At 64.1% G+C, this 17703-nt stretch carries 15 protein-coding genes; 4 read left to right on the forward strand and 11 right to left on the reverse strand.

The genetic code is table 11. The annotated features are described in order from the left end of the window. Window positions 1–69 precede the first annotated feature (69 nt). The 6 genes from EP7_RS18610 to argB all read right to left on the reverse strand — a co-directional run bounded on the left by EP7_RS18610 (window position 70) and on the right by argB (window position 5915). On the reverse strand, window positions 70–1302 hold the full coding sequence (locus tag EP7_RS18610) for a Gfo/Idh/MocA family protein (RefSeq protein ID WP_463523413.1): 1233 nt from the start codon (window positions 1300–1302) through the stop codon (window positions 70–72). A gap of 115 nt (window positions 1303–1417) precedes the next feature. Further along, window positions 1418–1795 carry a hypothetical protein gene (locus tag EP7_RS18615; RefSeq protein WP_463523415.1) on the reverse strand — a complete coding sequence of 126 codons (378 nt, stop codon included), beginning with the start codon at window positions 1793–1795 and terminating at the stop codon, window positions 1418–1420. A gap of 110 nt (window positions 1796–1905) precedes the next feature. Next, window positions 1906–2622 (reverse strand): ribonuclease PH, encoded by a 717-nt coding sequence (gene rph / locus EP7_RS18620; RefSeq protein WP_463523417.1) that lies wholly within the window; start codon window positions 2620–2622, stop codon window positions 1906–1908. 41 nt (window positions 2623–2663) lie between these two features. Then, window positions 2664–3635, reverse strand: a complete 972-nt coding sequence (gene argF, locus EP7_RS18625) for an ornithine carbamoyltransferase (RefSeq protein ID WP_463523419.1) — start codon at window positions 3633–3635, stop codon at window positions 2664–2666. Window positions 3636–3663: 28 nt separating this feature from the next. Further along, the gene (locus EP7_RS18630; protein WP_463523421.1) at window positions 3664–4869 is read right to left on the reverse strand and encodes an aspartate aminotransferase family protein; all 1206 of its coding nucleotides are present in this window, start codon (window positions 4867–4869) and stop codon (window positions 3664–3666) included. Between the two features lie 110 nt (window positions 4870–4979). Further along, window positions 4980–5915, reverse strand: a complete 936-nt coding sequence (argB, locus tag EP7_RS18635; RefSeq protein ID WP_463523423.1) for an acetylglutamate kinase — start codon at window positions 5913–5915, stop codon at window positions 4980–4982. Window positions 5916–6279: 364 nt separating this feature from the next. On the opposite strand from argB, the gene EP7_RS18640 reads away from it, so the two are divergent. From EP7_RS18640 to EP7_RS18650, 3 genes are all read left to right on the forward strand, one after another. Continuing rightward, window positions 6280–6726 (forward strand): hypothetical protein, encoded by a 447-nt coding sequence (locus EP7_RS18640; RefSeq protein WP_463523425.1) that lies wholly within the window; start codon window positions 6280–6282, stop codon window positions 6724–6726. Between the two features lie 30 nt (window positions 6727–6756). After that, window positions 6757–8838, forward strand: coding sequence for a hypothetical protein (locus tag EP7_RS18645; protein ID WP_463523427.1), 2082 nt, complete (start codon window positions 6757–6759; stop codon window positions 8836–8838). Window positions 8839–9073: 235 nt separating this feature from the next. Next, window positions 9074–10681 carry a DUF1570 domain-containing protein gene (locus EP7_RS18650; protein WP_463523429.1) on the forward strand — a complete coding sequence of 536 codons (1608 nt, stop codon included), beginning with the start codon at window positions 9074–9076 and terminating at the stop codon, window positions 10679–10681. 207 nt (window positions 10682–10888) lie between these two features. Here EP7_RS18650 and rpsR read toward each other — a convergent pair whose 3' ends face one another. The 4 genes from rpsR to EP7_RS18670 all read right to left on the reverse strand — a co-directional run bounded on the left by rpsR (window position 10889) and on the right by EP7_RS18670 (window position 13889). Next, entirely contained in the window at window positions 10889–11131 is a 243-nt protein-coding gene (rpsR, locus tag EP7_RS18655) for a 30S ribosomal protein S18 (RefSeq protein ID WP_463523431.1), read from the reverse strand. 151 nt (window positions 11132–11282) lie between these two features. After that, a complete protein-coding gene (locus tag EP7_RS18660) occupies window positions 11283–12182 on the reverse strand; it encodes an SDR family oxidoreductase (RefSeq protein WP_463523433.1) in 900 nt (299 codons plus the stop codon). A 50-nt stretch (window positions 12183–12232) separates the two neighbouring features. Further along, a complete protein-coding gene (locus tag EP7_RS18665) occupies window positions 12233–13015 on the reverse strand; it encodes an SDR family NAD(P)-dependent oxidoreductase (protein ID WP_463523435.1) in 783 nt (260 codons plus the stop codon). Window positions 13016–13601: 586 nt separating this feature from the next. After that, entirely contained in the window at window positions 13602–13889 is a 288-nt protein-coding gene (locus tag EP7_RS18670; protein ID WP_463523437.1) for a hypothetical protein, read from the reverse strand. 444 nt (window positions 13890–14333) lie between these two features. Here EP7_RS18670 and EP7_RS18675 point away from each other — a divergent pair, with 444 nt between their 5' ends. Beyond that, window positions 14334–15764 carry a hypothetical protein gene (locus EP7_RS18675; RefSeq protein WP_463523439.1) on the forward strand — a complete coding sequence of 477 codons (1431 nt, stop codon included), beginning with the start codon at window positions 14334–14336 and terminating at the stop codon, window positions 15762–15764. Window positions 15765–16351: 587 nt separating this feature from the next. Here the strand turns inward: EP7_RS18675 and EP7_RS18680 are convergent. Beyond that, window positions 16352–17689, reverse strand: a complete 1338-nt coding sequence (locus EP7_RS18680; protein WP_463523441.1) for a hypothetical protein — start codon at window positions 17687–17689, stop codon at window positions 16352–16354. Window positions 17690–17703 lie beyond the last annotated feature (14 nt).

Raw genomic sequence — 17703 nt, forward strand, 5'->3', positions numbered from 1 at the left:
GGTGAGATGCACCAGTGAGTGATCGCTGGGCGTCGTTTAAAAACGGTTATTCACTCAGGAATCCGAGGATCAGACCTGCGAAGGCATCTCGAACCGGCGGCCGTACTCGCGAGAGAGCAGGGCGTTGGCTTCGTTGTCTTTCCCGAACGACTCGGTCGCGGCGTCCCAGGTCAACTTCCGGCCCAGTCGATGGGCAATGTTGCCCATGTGGCAGAGCCGAGTGCTGGCGTGACCAATCTCGACGTCGGCGGCGGGTGCCTGGCGCGATCGGACGCAATCGAGGAAGTTCTTCACGTGGGCCGCCTGACCCTCGGTCTGCTTGCCACCCGCTTCGGGCCCGTCTTCGACGTGCCAGCCCTTCGAGTCGACGATCAAGGTCCCGGCGTCTCCGTAGAACGCGATGCCGAAGCCCGAGCCCTCCTCGCCGTGCTTCGACCACATCCGGTGCTCCCAGACGATGCACGTCCCGGGATAGTCCCAGGTCACGATCTGGGTGTCGGGAACCTCTTGGTCGTCGTCGAAGACATACTTCCCGCCGCCGGAAGTCACCGTCGTCGGGGTGTCGACTCCCAGGCCCCAGCGCGCGACGTCGACTCCGTGGATCCCGTTGTTGCCGATCTCACCGGTCCCCCAATTCCAGAACCAGTGCCAGTTGTAGTGGAACCGGTTTGCCATGAATGGGCGGTCGAGCGCCGGGCCCTGCCAGAGGTCGTAATTGACCCCCTCGGGCACCGGACCGGGGGCCCCTTTGCCGATCGGCTTGCGTTGCTGGTGGATCCATGCCCGGGCCATCCCGACCTTGCCCAAGGCTCCCGACTTCACGTAGGCGACGGCGTCGTGGATGTGCGGCATGCTCCGCCGTTGGGTTCCGACCTGGACGATCCGGCCATATTTTCGGGAGGCCTCGATCATCCGCCGTCCCTCGACGACGTTGTGGCTGGCGGGCTTCTCGACGTAGACGTCCTTGCCAGCCTGACAGCCCATCACCGTCATCAGGGCATGCCAGTGGTCGGGAGTGGCCACGGCGATCGCGTCGATCGACTTGTCTTCGAGGATCTTGCGGAAATCGGCCTCGGTCCGGGGAGCGGGGATTCCGGCGGCCTCGGCCGTCTTCAGGGGCTTGGCGAATGTCGACGGATCGATATCGCAGATCGCCACGAGTTCCGCGCCAGGTTGCCTGGCAAACTCGTTGACGAGGTCGACGCCACGGCTGTGCACCCCGATGACGGCCACCCGAACCCGATCATTGGGCCCGGCCCCGCGCGTCAACCTCGACCCCGCGACCGCGGCGGCCGTGCTCATGACAAAGACTCGGCGATTCATCGGCGATCCCCCGGGACGAAGTCGTGGCGTTGAGGTCCCATTCCGCCAAGGCTATCGGGCCGGCCGGCTCGGGGATAGCGCCCGCCGGATCGCTTCAGCGATGGTCGCGCGCCAGGGCAATGATCGCATGCAAGAAAACGGCCGCCCCCAATAATAAAAACCAGACCCTGAGCTGAAAACCCGGCGAAGGCCTGCGCCAGCGTCGGCGCACCCCCTCCCGTCGCCGTAAGGCCACCATCTCGCATTCATGCCGGGGCCAGTTTCGATACATTCCTGTCCGGCCGCAGTCGCGACAGTGGAATTGCAGCAGGAGATAGGGGATCGGGAGTGCCAGGAACGAGAGGACGACCGCGACGGTCGGATGGCCGTGAGTCAGCCGGAACAAGATTTTCCAGGTGGCAAGAACGCAGAACACCGCCAGGAATGGATTAACGACCAGCCTCTGAAAATGCTCGATGCGATCGTCCAGCAACTCACCCCGGCGCCCTGCGGGCGCGGCCAGGTCGAAATCGAGGTCGGCCTGTGGAGGCGGCCTGCTCCGTGATCCGGCCTGCACGCGAGCCTCCCCGAAGTCCTCGTCAATCAGACCTGGAACGGCCAGCGGTCGCCCAACGCATCGCGTTGGAGCCCCTTCAACTCGGCGATCCCTGCTGATGCCAGGTCGAGCATCTCGTCGAGTTGCCCCCTGGAGAACGTCCCGCCTTCGCCGGTCCCCTGGACCTCGACGAGGCCGCCGGAACCGAGTTGGACGACATTACAGTCCACGTCGGCACGTGAGTCTTCCACGTAGTCCAGGTCGAGGACGGCCGTTCCCTTGACGATGCCCACGCTCACCGCGGCGATGCTGTCTCGCAAGATCGAGGCGGCGGCCATCGGGAAACGCGAGCCCACGGCGTCGGCCACGGCCACGAATGCAGCGGTGATCGCCGCCGTCCTGGTCCCGCCATCGGCCTCGATCACGTCGGCGTCGACATGGATGGTCCAGGGGCCCAGGGCCTTCGTGTCCACGATGGCCCTCAGGCTCCGGCCGATCAGACGCTGGATTTCGGTGGCCCGTCCGTCGGGCCCGCGCGATTTCCGGGACGGCGTGCTGCCGGGCAGCATCGCGTATTCGGCCGTCAGCCAGCCGACCCCTTTCCCTTCGAGAAACGGGGGGACCTTATCGGAGATCGAGGCCGTGACCAGCACGGTCGTCGCGCCCGAACTGTACAGGACGCTCCCGGCCGCCTGCCTGGCAAACCCTCGGCGCATCGTCACGGGGCGTAACTTGTCGGGCAGGCGGCCGTCGTGGCGAGTCATTCGTCGGTTCACTCGGTGGGAGGGATCGTTGCGGACCGGGTTCAGACCGTCGTACGGGCGCGAGCTTGGGCGGGCTGCCCTTGGCCATCATTGGTCTTGTCCTGCATCAACCAGACGAGCAGAGCCTTCTGGAAGTGCAGCCGGTTCGCCGCCTGGGGGATGATCAGGCTGCGCGGGCCGTCGATCACATCGGCGGTGACTTCTTCCTCACGATGCGCGGGCAGACAGTGCAGGAAGATCGCGTCGGGGCTTGCCAGCCTGAACATCGCCGCGTTGACCTGATAAGCGCGGAATGCCTCGAGCCGCTTGGCACTCTCGGCCTCCTGTCCCATGCTCGTCCAGATATCGGTGTATACGACGTGCGCGTCGCGGACCGCCTTCGACGGGTCGTGCTCCACATTCAGCGGTACGCCCGGAAATGTCCTGGTGTACTGATCGCGGAACTCGGCCGGGAAGTCGTAGTCCGGCGGACAGGTCAGCACGAACTCCAGGCCCAGCAGCGCACAGGCCAGGGCCAAGGATCTCGCCACATTATTGCCGTCGCCCACGAAGACCAGTCGGATTCCGTCGAGCTCGCCCAGGGCCTCGTGGATCGTCAAGATGTCGGCCATCGCCTGACAGGGGTGGGCGCTGTCGCTCAGGGCGTTGATGACCGGGACCGTGGCGTACCTGGCCAGTTCCTCGACGTTCGATTGCGCGAACGTCCGGACGGTCAGGACGTCGACGTACTGGCTAATCACCCGGGCGAAGTCGGCGATGGTTTCGCGCTTGCCCAGGCCAACTTCCTCGCCCCTGAGGAATATTGAGCTTCCTCCGAGCTGCGCCATTGCGGCCTCGAAGCTCACCCTCGTGCGCAAAGAGGGTTTCTCGAAGAGCAGGCCGAGCATCTGACCGGGCAGGTAGAGCCGGCGATTCCCCTCCTGCTCCTCGCGTTTGATCACGATCGCGAGCTGGAGCAGCTCCCGGGCCGCCTGGGGCGTCAGGTCGAACAGGTCGACGAAGTGGCGTATCATCTCTCGAATTCCCTTGTACGCCGCCCGATCAGAGGGCGCGAAGCACCTCGGCGAGGATCCCGCATCCTTCATCGACCTGCTCGTCGGTGAGCGTCAGGGCCGGCAGCAGGCGGACCACGGTGCCGTGGGTCGCGTTGATCAGTAAGTTCCGTTCCAAACAGGCCGCGACGACAGGCGACGCGTCCTTGGAGAGTTCAACGCCGATCATCACCCCGCGGGCACGGATGTCGAGGATCAGGTCGGGCCGCTCGTCGCGGACCTTGCGGAAGTGTCCCTCGAAACGAGCGGCCAGTTCGCCGGCGCGTCGCAAGAGGCCGTCTTCCTCGATCGTCTCGATCGTGGCCAGGCCCGCACGGCAGGCGATGGGATTGCCGCCGAACGTGCTCGCGTGCGTCCCGGGGACCAGGCTCCTGGCCACCTCGGGACGGGCCATCATTACCCCGGCCGCAACCCCACCGGCCAGCGCCTTGGCGCAGGTCAGGACATCGGGAATAAGGCCAGCCTCATGCTGATAGGCGAACCAATTGCCTGTCCGGCCCAAACCCGTCTGCACCTCGTCGAGCATGAGCAGGGCGCCCCGCTCATCGCAAAGTCTTCGGAGGGCGGTCAGATACCCGGGCGGCGGGACATTGACTCCCCCTTCGCCCTGGATCGGCTCGATCAGCACGGCCGCGGTCGAGTCGTCGATCGCGGCGGCGGCGGCCTCGACATCGCCGTATGGCACATACTCGAAGCCGGGAACCAGCGGTTCGAAGCCCGCATGGTACTTGGGTTGGGCCGTGGCCGTCAGGGCGGCATAAGTCCGGCCGTGGAACCCGCCCGTCATGGTCACGATCTTTGACTTGCCGGCGGGATGCCCATGGACCCGCGCCAGCTTGATCGCCGCCTCGTTGGCCTCCGCCCCGCTGTTGCAGAAGAACGCCTGGCCGCCGAACGATCGTTCCGAGAGCGCCTGCGCGAAGGCCCCCTGCGACTCGATGTACCAGGTATTCGGCACGTGGATGAGCTGGCCGACCTGCTCGCGTACGGCCTCGACCAGCCTTGGCGGGCAATGGCCCAGCAGGTTGCAGCCCCAACCGGGGAAGAAGTCGAGGTACCGCGTACCCTCGGCGTCCCAGATCCAGGACCCCTCCCCGCGCACGAGTGCGACGGGATAGCGGCGATAGTTGCCGATCACGTAGCGATCGAACTGGGCGATAATCTCGGCCGAGCCGGGCTGGGCGACCTGGGCCATGGCGGCGGAATCTCCGACGTTGTCGAGCGAAAAGATCCGAATTGAAGGATGGACCCGTCGACCTGCGAGCGACGCAGGGGCGACGGGCTGCGTCAGATCGGGGCGATCTCTCAGGGCATCTTGGCCGGGACCGGCCTACGCTGGCGTTCGGCCTGCGTCGCGGCCGTCTCGTTCCTGGGGACGATCATCGTGCCGACGCCGGTGTCGGTGTACATCTCGACGAGCAGCGAGTGCCGCATCCGGCCGTCGATGATGTGCACCTTGCCCACGCCCGCCTCCAGGCTCTCCAGGCAGGCCTCGACCTTGGGGATCATCCCCTTGTCGATCACGCCCGATGCGATCAAGGCGCGACAGCCCTCTGGGTCGAGACTCTCGATCAGGCTCTTGGGTTCGTGCCTGTCGCGCAAAATTCCGGGGGTGTCGGTCAGGAAGACCAACTTCTCGGCATGAAGCGCCTGCGCCACGGCCGCGGCGGCGGTGTCCGCATTCACGTTCAAGAGGTTCCCGTCGTCGTCCTCGGCCAGGCTGGGCAGCAGTGGGACAACCCCCGCCAGGCAGAGGTCCTCGATCGGCTGGGCGTCGACCTCCGTCACCTCGCCTACCCGCCCCAGGTCAACCTCGCGGCCGTCCAGCTTCGTCAACCTGCGGCCGAAGAGGCACTGATGAGTCTTGTGATGCATCCCTCGGGCGCGGCCGCCGAACTTGTTGATGTGCCGCTCGATGTCGAGGTTGATCTCCTCGGCGAGCACACGAGCCACGATCTTCAGGGTCGCCTCATCGGTGTACCGGCGACCCTGGACGAACGTGGGCTCTAGCCCGGCGGCTGCCATCGCTGCCGTGATCGCCTTGCCCCCGCCGTGCACCAGCACGGGCCGCATCCCCACGCTCTGCATGAACACCACGTCGACCAGCAGCGCACGGAGCGCCTCGGGAGACTCCATCACCGAGCCCCCCAGCTTGATGACGGTGAACTTGCCGTGGAACTGGCGGATGTAGCCTAGGGCTTCGATCAGGACATCCGCCTTGCGGATCGCTTCCTCATACAACGTCGGAACCCTCGTCTACGACCGACCCAATCCCGAAATCAGCAAGTCGCCGATTGTCCCGCCCATCCCGCGTCCTGTAAAGCCCCCATCGGTTGGCCTGATCAGAGACAAGCCTCTCCTCTTCGTTTACAAAAGGTGTCGCTCACGCCGATGGCTCGGCCTTTTCGCACAGATTAAGATGCTGTGCATACTTAGGCTTGCTACGCCACGGTCCCATTGTCCGGTGCTGGCGCCGATACGGTCACCCACTCCCAGACTCTCATCCTAAGGGACGAAATGCCCATCGCCCGCCGCCCTGTGACGTCCGAAGCCCGCCGCTCGCGTCTTAGTCCCCGTTTTCGAAGACCTCGAATCCCGCGCGTTAATGGCCGCATCACCGTCTACTGTCGGCTCTCAGATCGCCAAACGGCTGGCCGACACGGCCTACGTCGAGAAACTCATCGGCGCCAGGGCCTTGGCCACCGCCGACGGGACCGCCCTTCGAAATCGAACGGTCGCCGATCTCAGTCGCGGCGCCTCGCGCCAGGGCGTCGTCCTGCGCATCCTCCGCAGCCCGGCCGCCGCCAACGAGGAGGTCAGTCACGTTTACCTGAATGTCCTCGGCCGATCCCCCTCCGCCGCCGAGCTCAAGGTCGGTCGGCAGGTCCTTACGCTCGGGGGCGACTCGCGCACGCTCATCATCCGGGCCGCGTCTGGTGCCGAGTTCCTCGCCCGCAATGGCGGGGACCAGAGCAAGGCCATCGGGGCGCTCTACCCGCTCATCTTAAGCCGAAATGGCTCGGATGCCGAGATTGCCTCTCATGCCGCATAGTCCGCGGCCAGAAGTGGCAACCTTCGCGCCGTGGCCCGGGCCATCGCGTTCAGCCCCGAGTCAAACACCCGCACCGCGTCCGTGATCCTGGCCAAATTCGGCGCCGCCACGCCGCAGACCCTCAGGTCGGCCGCGCTGGCCCTCCTCAGCCCGGGGGGCGTCACCCGGGTTGAGGCCAATGCGCTTGCGACGGACTCGGCGTACGCCATGCTGACGATCCCCGCCGAGACGGCCACTCCGCGTCTTGCCGCCGGCAACGGGCAGGTCAAGACCCGTGCAGCAATCGAGAGCGCCCGATCCGGCGTGCCGCTCGCCCCCGGCTTCAATCTCCGCAGTTCGTTCACCAACTTGCCGGTCCTCATCGATCCGTTCGCCAACTCGTTCCTCACATTGAATCTCACCTCGATGGGGCAGGACGGATCGGTCTGGGCTAGCGACGGCTATTCCATCTTCGTGCTCCCGCCCGCCGCAACGGCCTGGACGGAGGTCCTGACGGTCTTCGGAGGTTTCTCGGATCTCGCGGCGACCTCCTCGAGCACTGCCTGGGCCATCACCAGCGGGTTCGTCTCCCATGTTGTTGGGGGCTCCTGGTCGATCGCACCGTTACTCCCCGGCGGGGACACGCCGTCGGCGATCGCGGCTGGTGTCGACACATTTGTCAACGTCCTCGGGGCCTCGGGCCAGATCTATCAACTCGATAACGCGGGACAGTCGTGGAACACCCTCCCCACGCCAGGGGCCGGCCTCACCACGATCAAGGCGTCCGGGACCGATGTCCTCATCGGGATCGGGGCGGGCAATGGGGCCGCCGATCGGTCGCTCTGGACGTTTGCGAACGGGGCCTGGTCTCAGATCTCCGGAGGGCCCGCGCTGACCGATGCCGCGGTTGGCGCCGACGGAGCAATCTGGGCCTGGGGTCAGAATTCGACGACGATCAACGTCATGCTCCCGGACGGCACCTGGACCGTCCCCCCCACGACGAACCTGCTCTCGACGTCGCTGAATCAGACGATCGGTTATGTGATGGCCACCTCGGCCAACCTCGCGGTTGTCGTCCCCACCCAGGGACTCTACCCGTTCCCGCAGACCGTTCAGTTTGCTTACGGGTTGCTCGACAGGCCGGCGACCACGTATCCGGCCTTCACGAACAACGATCAGGTGACGGCCTATAACGCGATCGGCACCACGCTGGGCATCACCGTCTCGGGCGGGATCCGCGGCCAATATCCAAATCTCGCCTTCGACCCGGATCTGGCGGCCCTGACGGTCACGCAGATGACCGCGCCGCTGGGCGTTTCCCAGTCCGACTGGCACATCGTCCAGACACAGGTCCTCAAAGAACTCTCCTACATCGGCCCCATCCAGAAGCTCTATCAGAACTTCGGAGACCTCAACTCCAGCCTCAACTCACTCAGCAACACGGTCTTCCTCACCAGCATCGACCTGGTGCTGGGTTCGACCACTTCGCCCCAATCCAACAACACCGCCACGCTCGTCGTCGAGGCCCTGGGCGAGGCCATCCTCGGGGCCATCGGAGGGGCAGGCGTCGGCCCCGCTTACTCGATCGCTGCCTCCCTCCTCTCCACGACCCTTGTGGCGGCCATCTCCGCCCTCCAGGGGACCAACCCTCCCGATGCCAACGGCGCCGTGTACATCGTGGCCGCCGACCTCGGCCAGACCGTCGCCAATCTTTTCGTCAACACCTCCAACCAACAGGGCAACGACGAGATCGCGGTCCTCTCCAACTGGTCCTATCTGTCGGCGGTCGGCCAGCAACTGACGTCCGGCCAGTGGGCCTGGCCCGCGAATCAGTCCGCCGTCATGCTCAACGCAGCCAGTCCCGCTCTGGAGCTCTACTTCCTCCAGGCCCTCATTCCCGCCAAATATCAAATCATCGGATTCGAGTACGGAGATTACGTCAAGCAGCCACTGAGCCAGAATCTCAACGTCCCGTCCTACGACATTGAGACCGTCTATGGCGGGATGCAACCACGGCCGCCCCTGGGAGTACGTCTACTTCATGAACGCCCAGGGCGCCTCACACAACCCGTTCGACGGGGAAGACCTGAGCCCGTTCCCAACCTCGAAGACGTTCGAGACCCTCTTCAATGACCTTGGCGTGAATCCGGACGATCTCTGGGCTGGAAATGGCGGCTGGGCCGAGATCCCCTACCTCTTCGTCAAGCCCGCCTGAATGAGACCGCGGGCGGATCCCTGATCGCCTCAGATCCGATTGTGGACGTCCACCACGATCGGGATCATCGTTGCCCGGCCGATCCTGTAAAATGTGATGAGCCCGGTCGATTGACCGGGCTCATCGATTCGTGCAGGGCAGGGGGCAGGGTGCATGGCTTCGACATTCTGGTTGATCGCGGCCCTCGCAACGTCGCTCGCGGAAATCCCGCCGCAAGACATCCTCCCCCCGCCCGAGGCCGTCGATGCCGCTGCCGGCGCGCTCCGCCAGGAACGCCGGGCGATCCACGACCGTGAGACATCGCGACTGCTGACCGTCGCCGGCCGCCTCGAGAACGAGGGTAAGAGCGACGAGGCCCAGGCCGTACGCGGCCTGATTCGGCCCCTGGGGAAGGGGAGCGATGCCACCCGTTTCGTCCCCTGTGTCGACATCGTCCCGGCGGGTTCAGCGACCAGACCCAACCCCGGAGGCGAGGAGATCGCGGCCGTCCTGAGTGAAGCCGCCGATGCGCTCTTCGCTCTGGCCGGTAAGTCCGCAGCGGGCGTGGAGCCGAACCTGGCACTGGCCGACGCCTGCCTTCGGGATGTCCTCGAGCGCAGGCCCGACCATGCCGAGGCACGCAGATTGATGGGCTATATCGCCTACAATGGCGGTTGGGCGACACCTTATGCCGTTGCACGCCTGAAAGAAGGGATGGTGCCGCACGCCACGTTCGGCTGGGTGCTGGGCGATTGGGTCCCGCACCTTGAACGAGGCGAACTGCCCGCCTTGCCCGTGAAGAATCAGGCGACCCGGTGGCTTCCCGCCTCGCAGGCCGATGCACAGCGGCAGGAATGGTCCTCGGCCTGGAAGATCAACACCGAGCATTTTCAGATCCAGACCAATGCGCCGCTGGCCGACGCCATCGCGTTCGGTCGCAAGCTCGAAGCTCTCGACGACCTCTTCTTCGCCCTCATGGCCGACGTGATTGGTCCCGAACTGCCGCTGGCTAAACGGTTCCGCTCGAAGGGTTTCGCGACGGCAGGCCCTGGCCGGACCCATCTCGTCTACTATTACGCCAACCAGAACGAGTACATCGACGCTCTCTTACCCCGCCAGGGAGAGTCGATCCGCGAGAGCCTGGGGATTTACATGCCGAGGGAACCGAAACGGAAAATCCCCGGGGCGAGCTATTTCTATCGAGACCCCAAGGCGCAGATTGACACCACTGCCACCCTCTTCCACGAGGCCTCGCACCAGCTCCTCTTCGAGACCGCGGGCAAGTCGGATTACTCGGACAAGGCGAACTATTGGGTCATCGAAGGGATGGGCTGCTATTTCGAGACCCTTAAATTCCAGTCCGACGGCACGCTCAGGATTGGCGGAATGGTCGGCCCACGCCTCGCCATCGCACGCAAGAGGGCGATTGATCATGGCGAGTTCATGCCTACCGAACGCCTCGTTGCCCTCGGCCGCAACGCCTTTAACGGCATTAACGGAGGAGATGTCTACCTCAATTATGCCCAGGCAATGGCCCTGACCACGTTCTTGATGCAGCGCGAGGGGGCCCACGGCCGTGACGCCTTCCTCGATTATGTCCGCGATGTGTACAAGGGGCGCACCAGGGCCAAGATTGGCCGGAGCCTTCAAGATCGCCTCCAGGTGTCATACGAGACCCTGGACGCCGAACTCCTTGACTACCTGAAGGGTGAGGAGACCGCCGCGCCGATCCTAGACGGTGCGCGCGACGAGTCCGGCGACCCCGCCCGTAGGGGTCGCTAGACGCGTCTGCATCGATCGAACTTATCTCGGCCGATGCCGCTCAGGAATATGGAAGGCCCGGGGATCAGGCGGGCTGGTTTCCTGTCCGTCGCGACGAACCTGGCCGGAAGTAAATGCCGGGAGAAATCCCGGCCCTGGGCAAAGGGCGGCACTCAGGCCGCGTCAATCGCCGGCAATCGCGAGTCAATAAAACCCACCTTCGACGGCTTACTCGCCGACGTAGGGGATCAGGGCCAGGAAGCGGGCCCGCTTGACCGCGTCGCTGGAGGCTCGCTGGAACGCGGCGCAGTTGCCGCTTCGCTTGCGGGAGAACATCTTGCTCTGGTTGGTGCAGAGCTTCTTCAAGAGGCCGATGTCCTTGTAGTCGACATAGGCGGGGCGAGGGCAACCTTCGGGGGTGCAAAACCGGCAGCGGTTCTTGCGATTTCGGCCGAATTTCTTCCGCGGCATGGAACCTGGTGTCCTGGATACGGTTGTGTCAAGCCTAGCGTCCGAATCGGGCGTCGGACGCATCCCGAGTCGCGCACAAGTGGGAATCGGACACTCTAGGCTCTCCCAGGATGCCGGTCAAGGTCAACCCTGACACATCGTCGCCCCTCGATTAGCTCGGAGATGGGCGGGGAGGGGGGGCAGGACGGGATGCGGTGGTCGAACCGGTTAGTTCCTCACTGAGATCCCAGAGCCGTCGGGCCGCATCCACGTCGTTGGAGGCCTTCGACGACGGGACCGCCCGCTCATCGACGAAGTAGCGGCCGGTGACTCCCTCGACCTCGGGCGAGGATGCCAGGTACACCAACGTGCGTGCGCCTTCTTCGGGGCTGATGAATTTCGTACGCAGAAGGCGTTGATAGAAGAACGACAACACCTGCCAGGACAGGCCGTTATTGGTTCCAATGTTGGTCGCCACGAGGCCGGGGTGGAGTGCGTTCACGGTCACACTCGTCCCTTCGAGCCGACGCGCCAGCTCATAGGTAAAGAGCAGGTTTGCCAGCTTGGAGTGGTGGTAGGCAGGGAATCCGGCTCGGTATCCGCGTTCGAACTGGAGGTCGTCGAACCTGGCCCCTACGGACATCTCGTGACCGATCGACGAAACGTTCACGATACGCGCTGGTGCACCGGAGCAGATCCGGTCGAGCAACAGGGTTGTGAGTAGAAAGTAGGCAAGGTGATTCAAGGCGAAGGTCATTTCGATGCCGTCGGCGCTCAGACGCCGTGTCAGGAAGATGCCCCCGGCGTTGTTCACCAGCACGTCGAGGCGAGGATACTGTTCGAGGAACTGTCGAGCCAGCTCCCGGACGTCGGCTTGGCGGGATAGGTCGGCCACGAGGGATCCGACGGAAGGATTCCCGGTCCGCTGGCGAATCCGAGCGGCCACTGCCTCGCACTTCGCCGGGTCTCGTCCCACGATGACGACCTTCGCCCCCTGTTGAGCCAGAGCTTCTGCAGTGACCGCGCCGATGCCTGAGGTCGCACCCGTGACCAAGCAGACTTTTCCCTGCACGGTAGCCCTCCCGTGGATCGGAGTTCGTGTGGGTGGGCGATCGGGACTCGCTATTCGGCGTCGTCGATCACCTTCTTGTTCATCGCCTTCGAGATGATGTGGTCGTAGACGGTGCAGGGGAGCAGTCGGAGGAGTCCCATGGCCCAGCTTGCCTGCCAAGGGAACCGCACTTCGGCACGCCCCTCGGCGATCCCCTTGAGGATTGCCCGCGCGGCGGGCTCGACCTCCACCATGAACCGTGGGGAGCGGATCGACGCGGTCATCGGGGTGCGGACGAATCCTGGCCGGACGGTCGTCACCGAGACCCCGAATGGTTTCAGTTCCACGCGGAGGCCTTCCAGGAGTGCGGCCACAGCCGCCTTCGAGGCGATGTACCCCGAGACGAGCGGGGACCCCCGATAGGACGACAGGCTGCTGATCCCTGCAATTCGTCCTCGACCGCGTTCGAGCATCCCCGGGAGCGTGGCCTCGATTGCGTAGACGATCCCGAGGTAATTCACACGCATGAGCGTCTCGAAACCGCCGGCTTCGAAGGGGGTCGCCGGTGTCCCGAGTCCGATCCCGGCGTTGGCGATCAGAAGATCGATCGGCCCCAACTCCGCTTCAACTCGCGCGATGGCGTGCCGAACAGAGTCACGGTCCGAGACGTCGGCCTCGACCGCCGTCGCCACCCCTCCGCGTCCTCGGATGGATTCCATCGTGGCGTAGAGTGCATTCTCCGGCAAGGCGACCAGGCCGACACGGGCCCCGGCTGCCGCCAACTGGCCGGCAAGCTCGGCACCGATCCCGCTGGATGCGCCCGTGATCACAGCGACCCGGTCCTTGAATGACATTGAAATGCGACTCGATTTGAGGTCCGGCGTGGTGTGAAAGGGCTCTCTCCGTACTCGCTCGGTTGGCCCCAAGCCTGGATGAGGAGACCGGCGTCGCAAAGCCTCCGGCAGCGTGTCGAGGGTCGGGTCGTGGGCATCTGTTGAGATGGAGTCGGAGGCGAGGACCATGATCACCGCCGGCATCGGTCGGGTCAACAGATAAGGTGAAATGAGACGGGATGTACCCGAAAGCCGCCAATGGACATCGATAGTGAGCGACTGTGTGTCGACCATGCAATCTGCCACCTGCCACTCTGTCCGAGTCGCAGATCAATCCGATCGGAATAGCGATGGCCGAGGCCGCTCGGCTGGTGCGGACCTGGCAGCGCCTGAACGGCACGGGAACGTGTTGCAAGAGTCGGGATTCTGCAACAATTCGACCGCAGCGGGTTATTGGCGGGGGCCGCCTGAGGAATTGTGACGATCGCGATACGCTCGGGACGGGGTTCGCCGGTCTCGCCATCGAAATGAACCCATAAGCTCCATTATCGGACGCAAAATCTGGCTGCAAAATTGGGGAGCATTCGATCGCATCGAATCGAACGCGTCATCGGTCCTTCCCCATGACCTTGTTGAGCAGCTCGAGGATACGACTTGATGCGGGCCCCGACCCCTCGACGAGCTCTTGAGCCTCGGCAAAGCTCAGCCTCGGGTCAGGGAATGGGAGTCGGCCTTGCGCGTGCTCAAGAGTCGCGTGAAGGCGGTAAGTCTTCTCCGAGAGCGAGACGCGGATCCCGCAGCGTTTGAGCAGTTGGAGCTCGCGATAGAAGGTTCTCAGGCCGATCCCGAGGTTCTGCATCAGGGCGTCCCTGGACTTGGGCGGGGATTCACCCATCAGTCCGAGGAGCCTGAAAAGCCGTGCGGCACGTGAAGGGGAAATTTGCGCGATTTGTCGACGTTTAGCGGCAGCTCGTTTCGGCATGAATTCGGCCTCCTTGTCCAGTGGTGGGCTCTCCCCGCGAGCGTGTCAGTGGCGATGGTCCTGAGAATTTCGACGGATGCATCAAGTCTGCCGGTTGTCCGGTCGATCTTTGCTATCAGGCCTGACCGACGCCGGTTTCACGATCGATGTTGGAGCCGAGCGTCGAGGCGAGGGCGGCCCTTGCCGGACGCCGCACCGTCGCGAGGAAACGCCGAGTCGAGGGGGAGTCTCCCCACGGCCGTCACTAACTCGCCGTCTTTCTGCGCATTGGGAGCCCCGCTTATGTCGACCCCGAAACAAGCCGCGAAAACGCGGTCCGTTCGCCCGGAAGCTGAGGCCCTGGAAGGACGTCGGCTCTTGTCCATGACGGTCAGCGGGCAGGATGTCGACGGCGACACGTTCACCATCCGGCTCGTTGGGCCGGGCGATCTCCGCGTGGTCAAGCAGAACGATTCCACCGGCAATCCGGCGTCGCTCAGCTCGGCCAGCCTGATCAACGAGATCACGGTCGCCGGGACGAATCCCCAATCTTCCAGGCTCGTCGCCAGGGTGAACAAAGCGCCCACCGGGGACGGCAAGGTCTTTTTCGCCAACCTCACGCAGCTGAGTTCGCGTTCCCTGACCGCCGGGAATGGTAACGGCTTGCAGTCGGTTGATATGCCCAACTTCTACCTGGGAGACACCGACCCTGCGACCGCGAGCGTTCAGGGTACGCCCAAGGCCTCGATCAGGATCCCCGACGGTGTGAACACGTTCCGCTTCGGAGGTGCCGACACCACGGCCTTCTTCGGGACCACCAACAGCCAGCGTCTGAACCAGAACAACACCTCCGACCTTTTCGTCATCGCCCTGGGCGAGCCGGTCAGCGGAGGTGTTCGGGTCATCGCAAACAGCTTCGTCAGCGATGCCCAGGCCGCTGTAACCACCGGCACGACGCCCGGAAGCCCGACGCAGGACGGGATCCAGCTTGTCGTGCAGGGACGCCTGAATTACTTCCAGGCCAATACGATCCAGGGCAATTCGTCGCTCCCCTCCGGACGGTTTTCGAACTCCGGGGGGACCTTGGTTCAGAGCGTGCCCGACGTGGCCGGTCTGACCGGTCAGATTGGATTCGTGAAGATCGGCGGCGACGCGACCAACTTCTCCGTCCAGACGAATGACCGGATCAGCGATTTCTTCATCGGCGGTGAGACCAACAATATCTTCCTCCTCACGCCGGGCGGGTCGCGCAACCTGCAATTCGGCAAGGGGATGGATAATGTCAGTGTCCTCACCCATAACATCCAGACCGTCAGCGCAAATCGAGGCGCGACGAACTCGTCGATCTCGGCCAATCGCGAGGCGGGCCTTCTGAGATTCGGCGGCGACGTCCAGGGCACGACCGTTGAGTCGGGCGTGAATCAGGATCTCCTCAGCGCCTTCAATAATCAGTCCGATCCGACGACGTCGAATGCCCAGTCGGGTGGCGGCATGACCGTCCAGATCGCCGGCAATGTCGTCGATTCGGTCTTCGCCGCCTCCGTCGAACCCTTCAACGGCGTCTTCGGCTCGGCCAATGACCTCAATCTGCCTCACGGCAATGTCGTCGCCAAGGTGGAGGGGACAATTAGCAACGCCAATGCGACCCCCGACTCGCCGAATCAGGCGTTCTACGCCAATGACGTGAACGTGACCCGTGGACCGGTCATCCCACCCAACGTCGCAGAGACCCCCTTCACCCCGACGAGCACGGTGAAACTTCCCGGGATCGGGAAGCAGGTCAACGGTCAGCCAGTGATCCGGATTTGAATTCTCAGGCATTGCTGTTCGCCCTCGAACACCCAGAGTACATGCCTGACGTCATGCACGCAATCTTTTTGGGACGGCCCGCCACTTGGCGGGCCGTCTTCGTTGGTTTGCGCAAAAGCCCATTCCGAATACGGTTGCCGCAAGCATGTTGAGTAGCTCCCCGGCATTACGGGATCACTTACTGCGTTTTAGACCGCGACAGGACTTGTTTTCCGCGTCGCCCAGAGTGGACTTGGAACGCCCAAATTCTCGTTTGAATGCGATCATCGACCCGTGCATGAGCGTGTGTTCGCCTGCAAGTGGCAACATGCGAGCGATCTCGATAAGCATCGCTCTCCTGAGAGGGACGCCTCTACTCTCAGCGGCGTGGACCGTGTTCAGGCCGGTCGTACAGCCGACGCTCCAATAAAAAAACCACAAGTCTGCCTTTCGACATAACTTGTGGTTGAATTTTCAGATCAAGGATTGGCTTGGGGTGTCGTTTGGATGATCGATGAAGAAGGAGGGTCGGGTCAAATCAAGAGGTCAGCTATAGAGGGCCGTGCGGCCGTGTACTGCCAGAGAACCGACAGGATTCGGGGAGATGATCAATTTCCGCCAAGCGTCTGCGTCCTGGAATCGGCCAGGCCGGGGGGGAGTGGCAGGTAGCGTTGAACCACCTGGGATTCGGCCGTACCGGGGACCAGGGTGCTGGCGTCGCCGGGGAACATCGCCTTGATCAGGCCACGTACGTTGGCCGTTCCCTGAGGGGCGCTTGCCATGGGGGAAACTTGATTGAGGGCGACCAGGATGCCGTCTGGATTGTATTCACCGCCGAGGGCGCCTGCGACGCGGATCTCGCCATCGTGGTTGAGGTGGAAGCTGGCCCCGAGTGCCCTGAATTCGAGGTCTCGGCCTTGCTCCTGGTTCTGCACCTTGGCCGTGGTCCTAAACTGCATCTCGGAGGCGAGGGCCTGGACGAGACTCGGGCTGACGGAGCCCTGCCCCGCGGTCAGCTCACCCTCGGCCTCGACCCAGCCGAAGCCCTGTCCCGGGCGATCTCCCCATCGGGCCGATTTGAGCGACAGCTTCGCCTTGCCGCTCAATCTGTGCGCCGGGAACCGCTCAGAGACTAGCGAGGCGAGATTGATCTCGGTCAGGTCGCCTTGGAAGTGGCCGGTCCATTCCGAGTTCCCCACCTGACTGAGCGTCAGTGAGCCCCAGACGCGGGAGCCTTCCCCTAGCCAACTCCTGGAATCGAAAAAGGGGTTGAGGATCGAGGCGTCGATCGGAGGGCCTTCCATCGTCTTGAAGGCGATGGAAGTCCTGGCCGGGGAAGTCTGAGCATCCCGCGTGTAGGTCAGCTCGCATCGGGTGGACCCGCGGTCATCGGCCATCCGATAGCTGACCTTCGCCTTGGGATTGCCCCTGTCGGTGAGCAACTCGCCGGCCACGTCACTGAGCCGATACTTTGTCGATTTCCCCTCGGGGCCAAGGTCGATCTCGCAACCAGGGATTGCCAGGGCGACCCGACGCACGCTGGAGCTGGAAAGCCTGCGGAGGACCGCATTGACCTGGGACAGCAGGAGTTCGGCGCCGTCACCTCGCACGCGAAGGCCCGAGGCCTCCAGAGTCAGGTCGCCCGTCGATCGATTCAGGCGGACGGAGTCGGCCCTGGCGACGACGGCCGGGCCTGTGCGTCGTGCATCGTCCTGGCGGATGACGAGCCCGCCGAAGACGACCTCGCCCGGCTTCGGATATCGGACGGTCTCGATCGAGACGGCCAGGCCGAGCTCGCGACGGAACTCGGCCTCGACCTGCCTGACGTGCGACGGCCTGGAGATCGCCCAGGCCGTGAAAACGACGTAGCAGGTGGGAATGACGGCGAAGGCCAGGAGGCCGAGGGTCGCGAGCGCCTGGCGGGCGGGTCGAGTGAGGGGCAACATCCGTGTCCTCCCCG

It is taken from the genome of Isosphaeraceae bacterium EP7 (assembly GCA_038400315.1).
In the GTDB taxonomy this organism is placed as follows: Bacteria; Planctomycetota; Planctomycetia; order Isosphaerales; family Isosphaeraceae; genus EP7.

Bases quoted from the DNA above. Each gene is read 5' to 3' on its own strand.
- EP7_RS18610 (WP_463523413.1), bottom strand. From the start codon at position 1,302: ATGAGCACGGCCGCCGCGGTCGCGGGGTCGAGGTTGACGCGCGGGGCC.
- rph (WP_463523417.1), bottom strand. From the start codon at position 2,622: ATGACTCGCCACGACGGCCGCCTGCCCGACAAGTTACGCCCCGTGACG.
- argF (WP_463523419.1), bottom strand. From the start codon at position 3,635: ATGATACGCCACTTCGTCGACCTGTTCGACCTGACGCCCCAGGCGGCC.
- EP7_RS18630 (WP_463523421.1), bottom strand. From the start codon at position 4,869: ATGGCCCAGGTCGCCCAGCCCGGCTCGGCCGAGATTATCGCCCAGTTC.
- EP7_RS18640 (WP_463523425.1), top strand. From the start codon at position 6,280: ATGGCCGCATCACCGTCTACTGTCGGCTCTCAGATCGCCAAACGGCTG.
- EP7_RS18650 (WP_463523429.1), top strand. From the start codon at position 9,074: ATGGCTTCGACATTCTGGTTGATCGCGGCCCTCGCAACGTCGCTCGCG.
- rpsR (WP_463523431.1), bottom strand. From the start codon at position 11,131: ATGCCGCGGAAGAAATTCGGCCGAAATCGCAAGAACCGCTGCCGGTTT.
- EP7_RS18665 (WP_463523435.1), bottom strand. From the start codon at position 13,015: ATGTCATTCAAGGACCGGGTCGCTGTGATCACGGGCGCATCCAGCGGG.
- EP7_RS18670 (WP_463523437.1), bottom strand. From the start codon at position 13,889: ATGGGTGAATCCCCGCCCAAGTCCAGGGACGCCCTGATGCAGAACCTC.
- EP7_RS18680 (WP_463523441.1), bottom strand. From the start codon at position 17,689: ATGTTGCCCCTCACTCGACCCGCCCGCCAGGCGCTCGCGACCCTCGGC.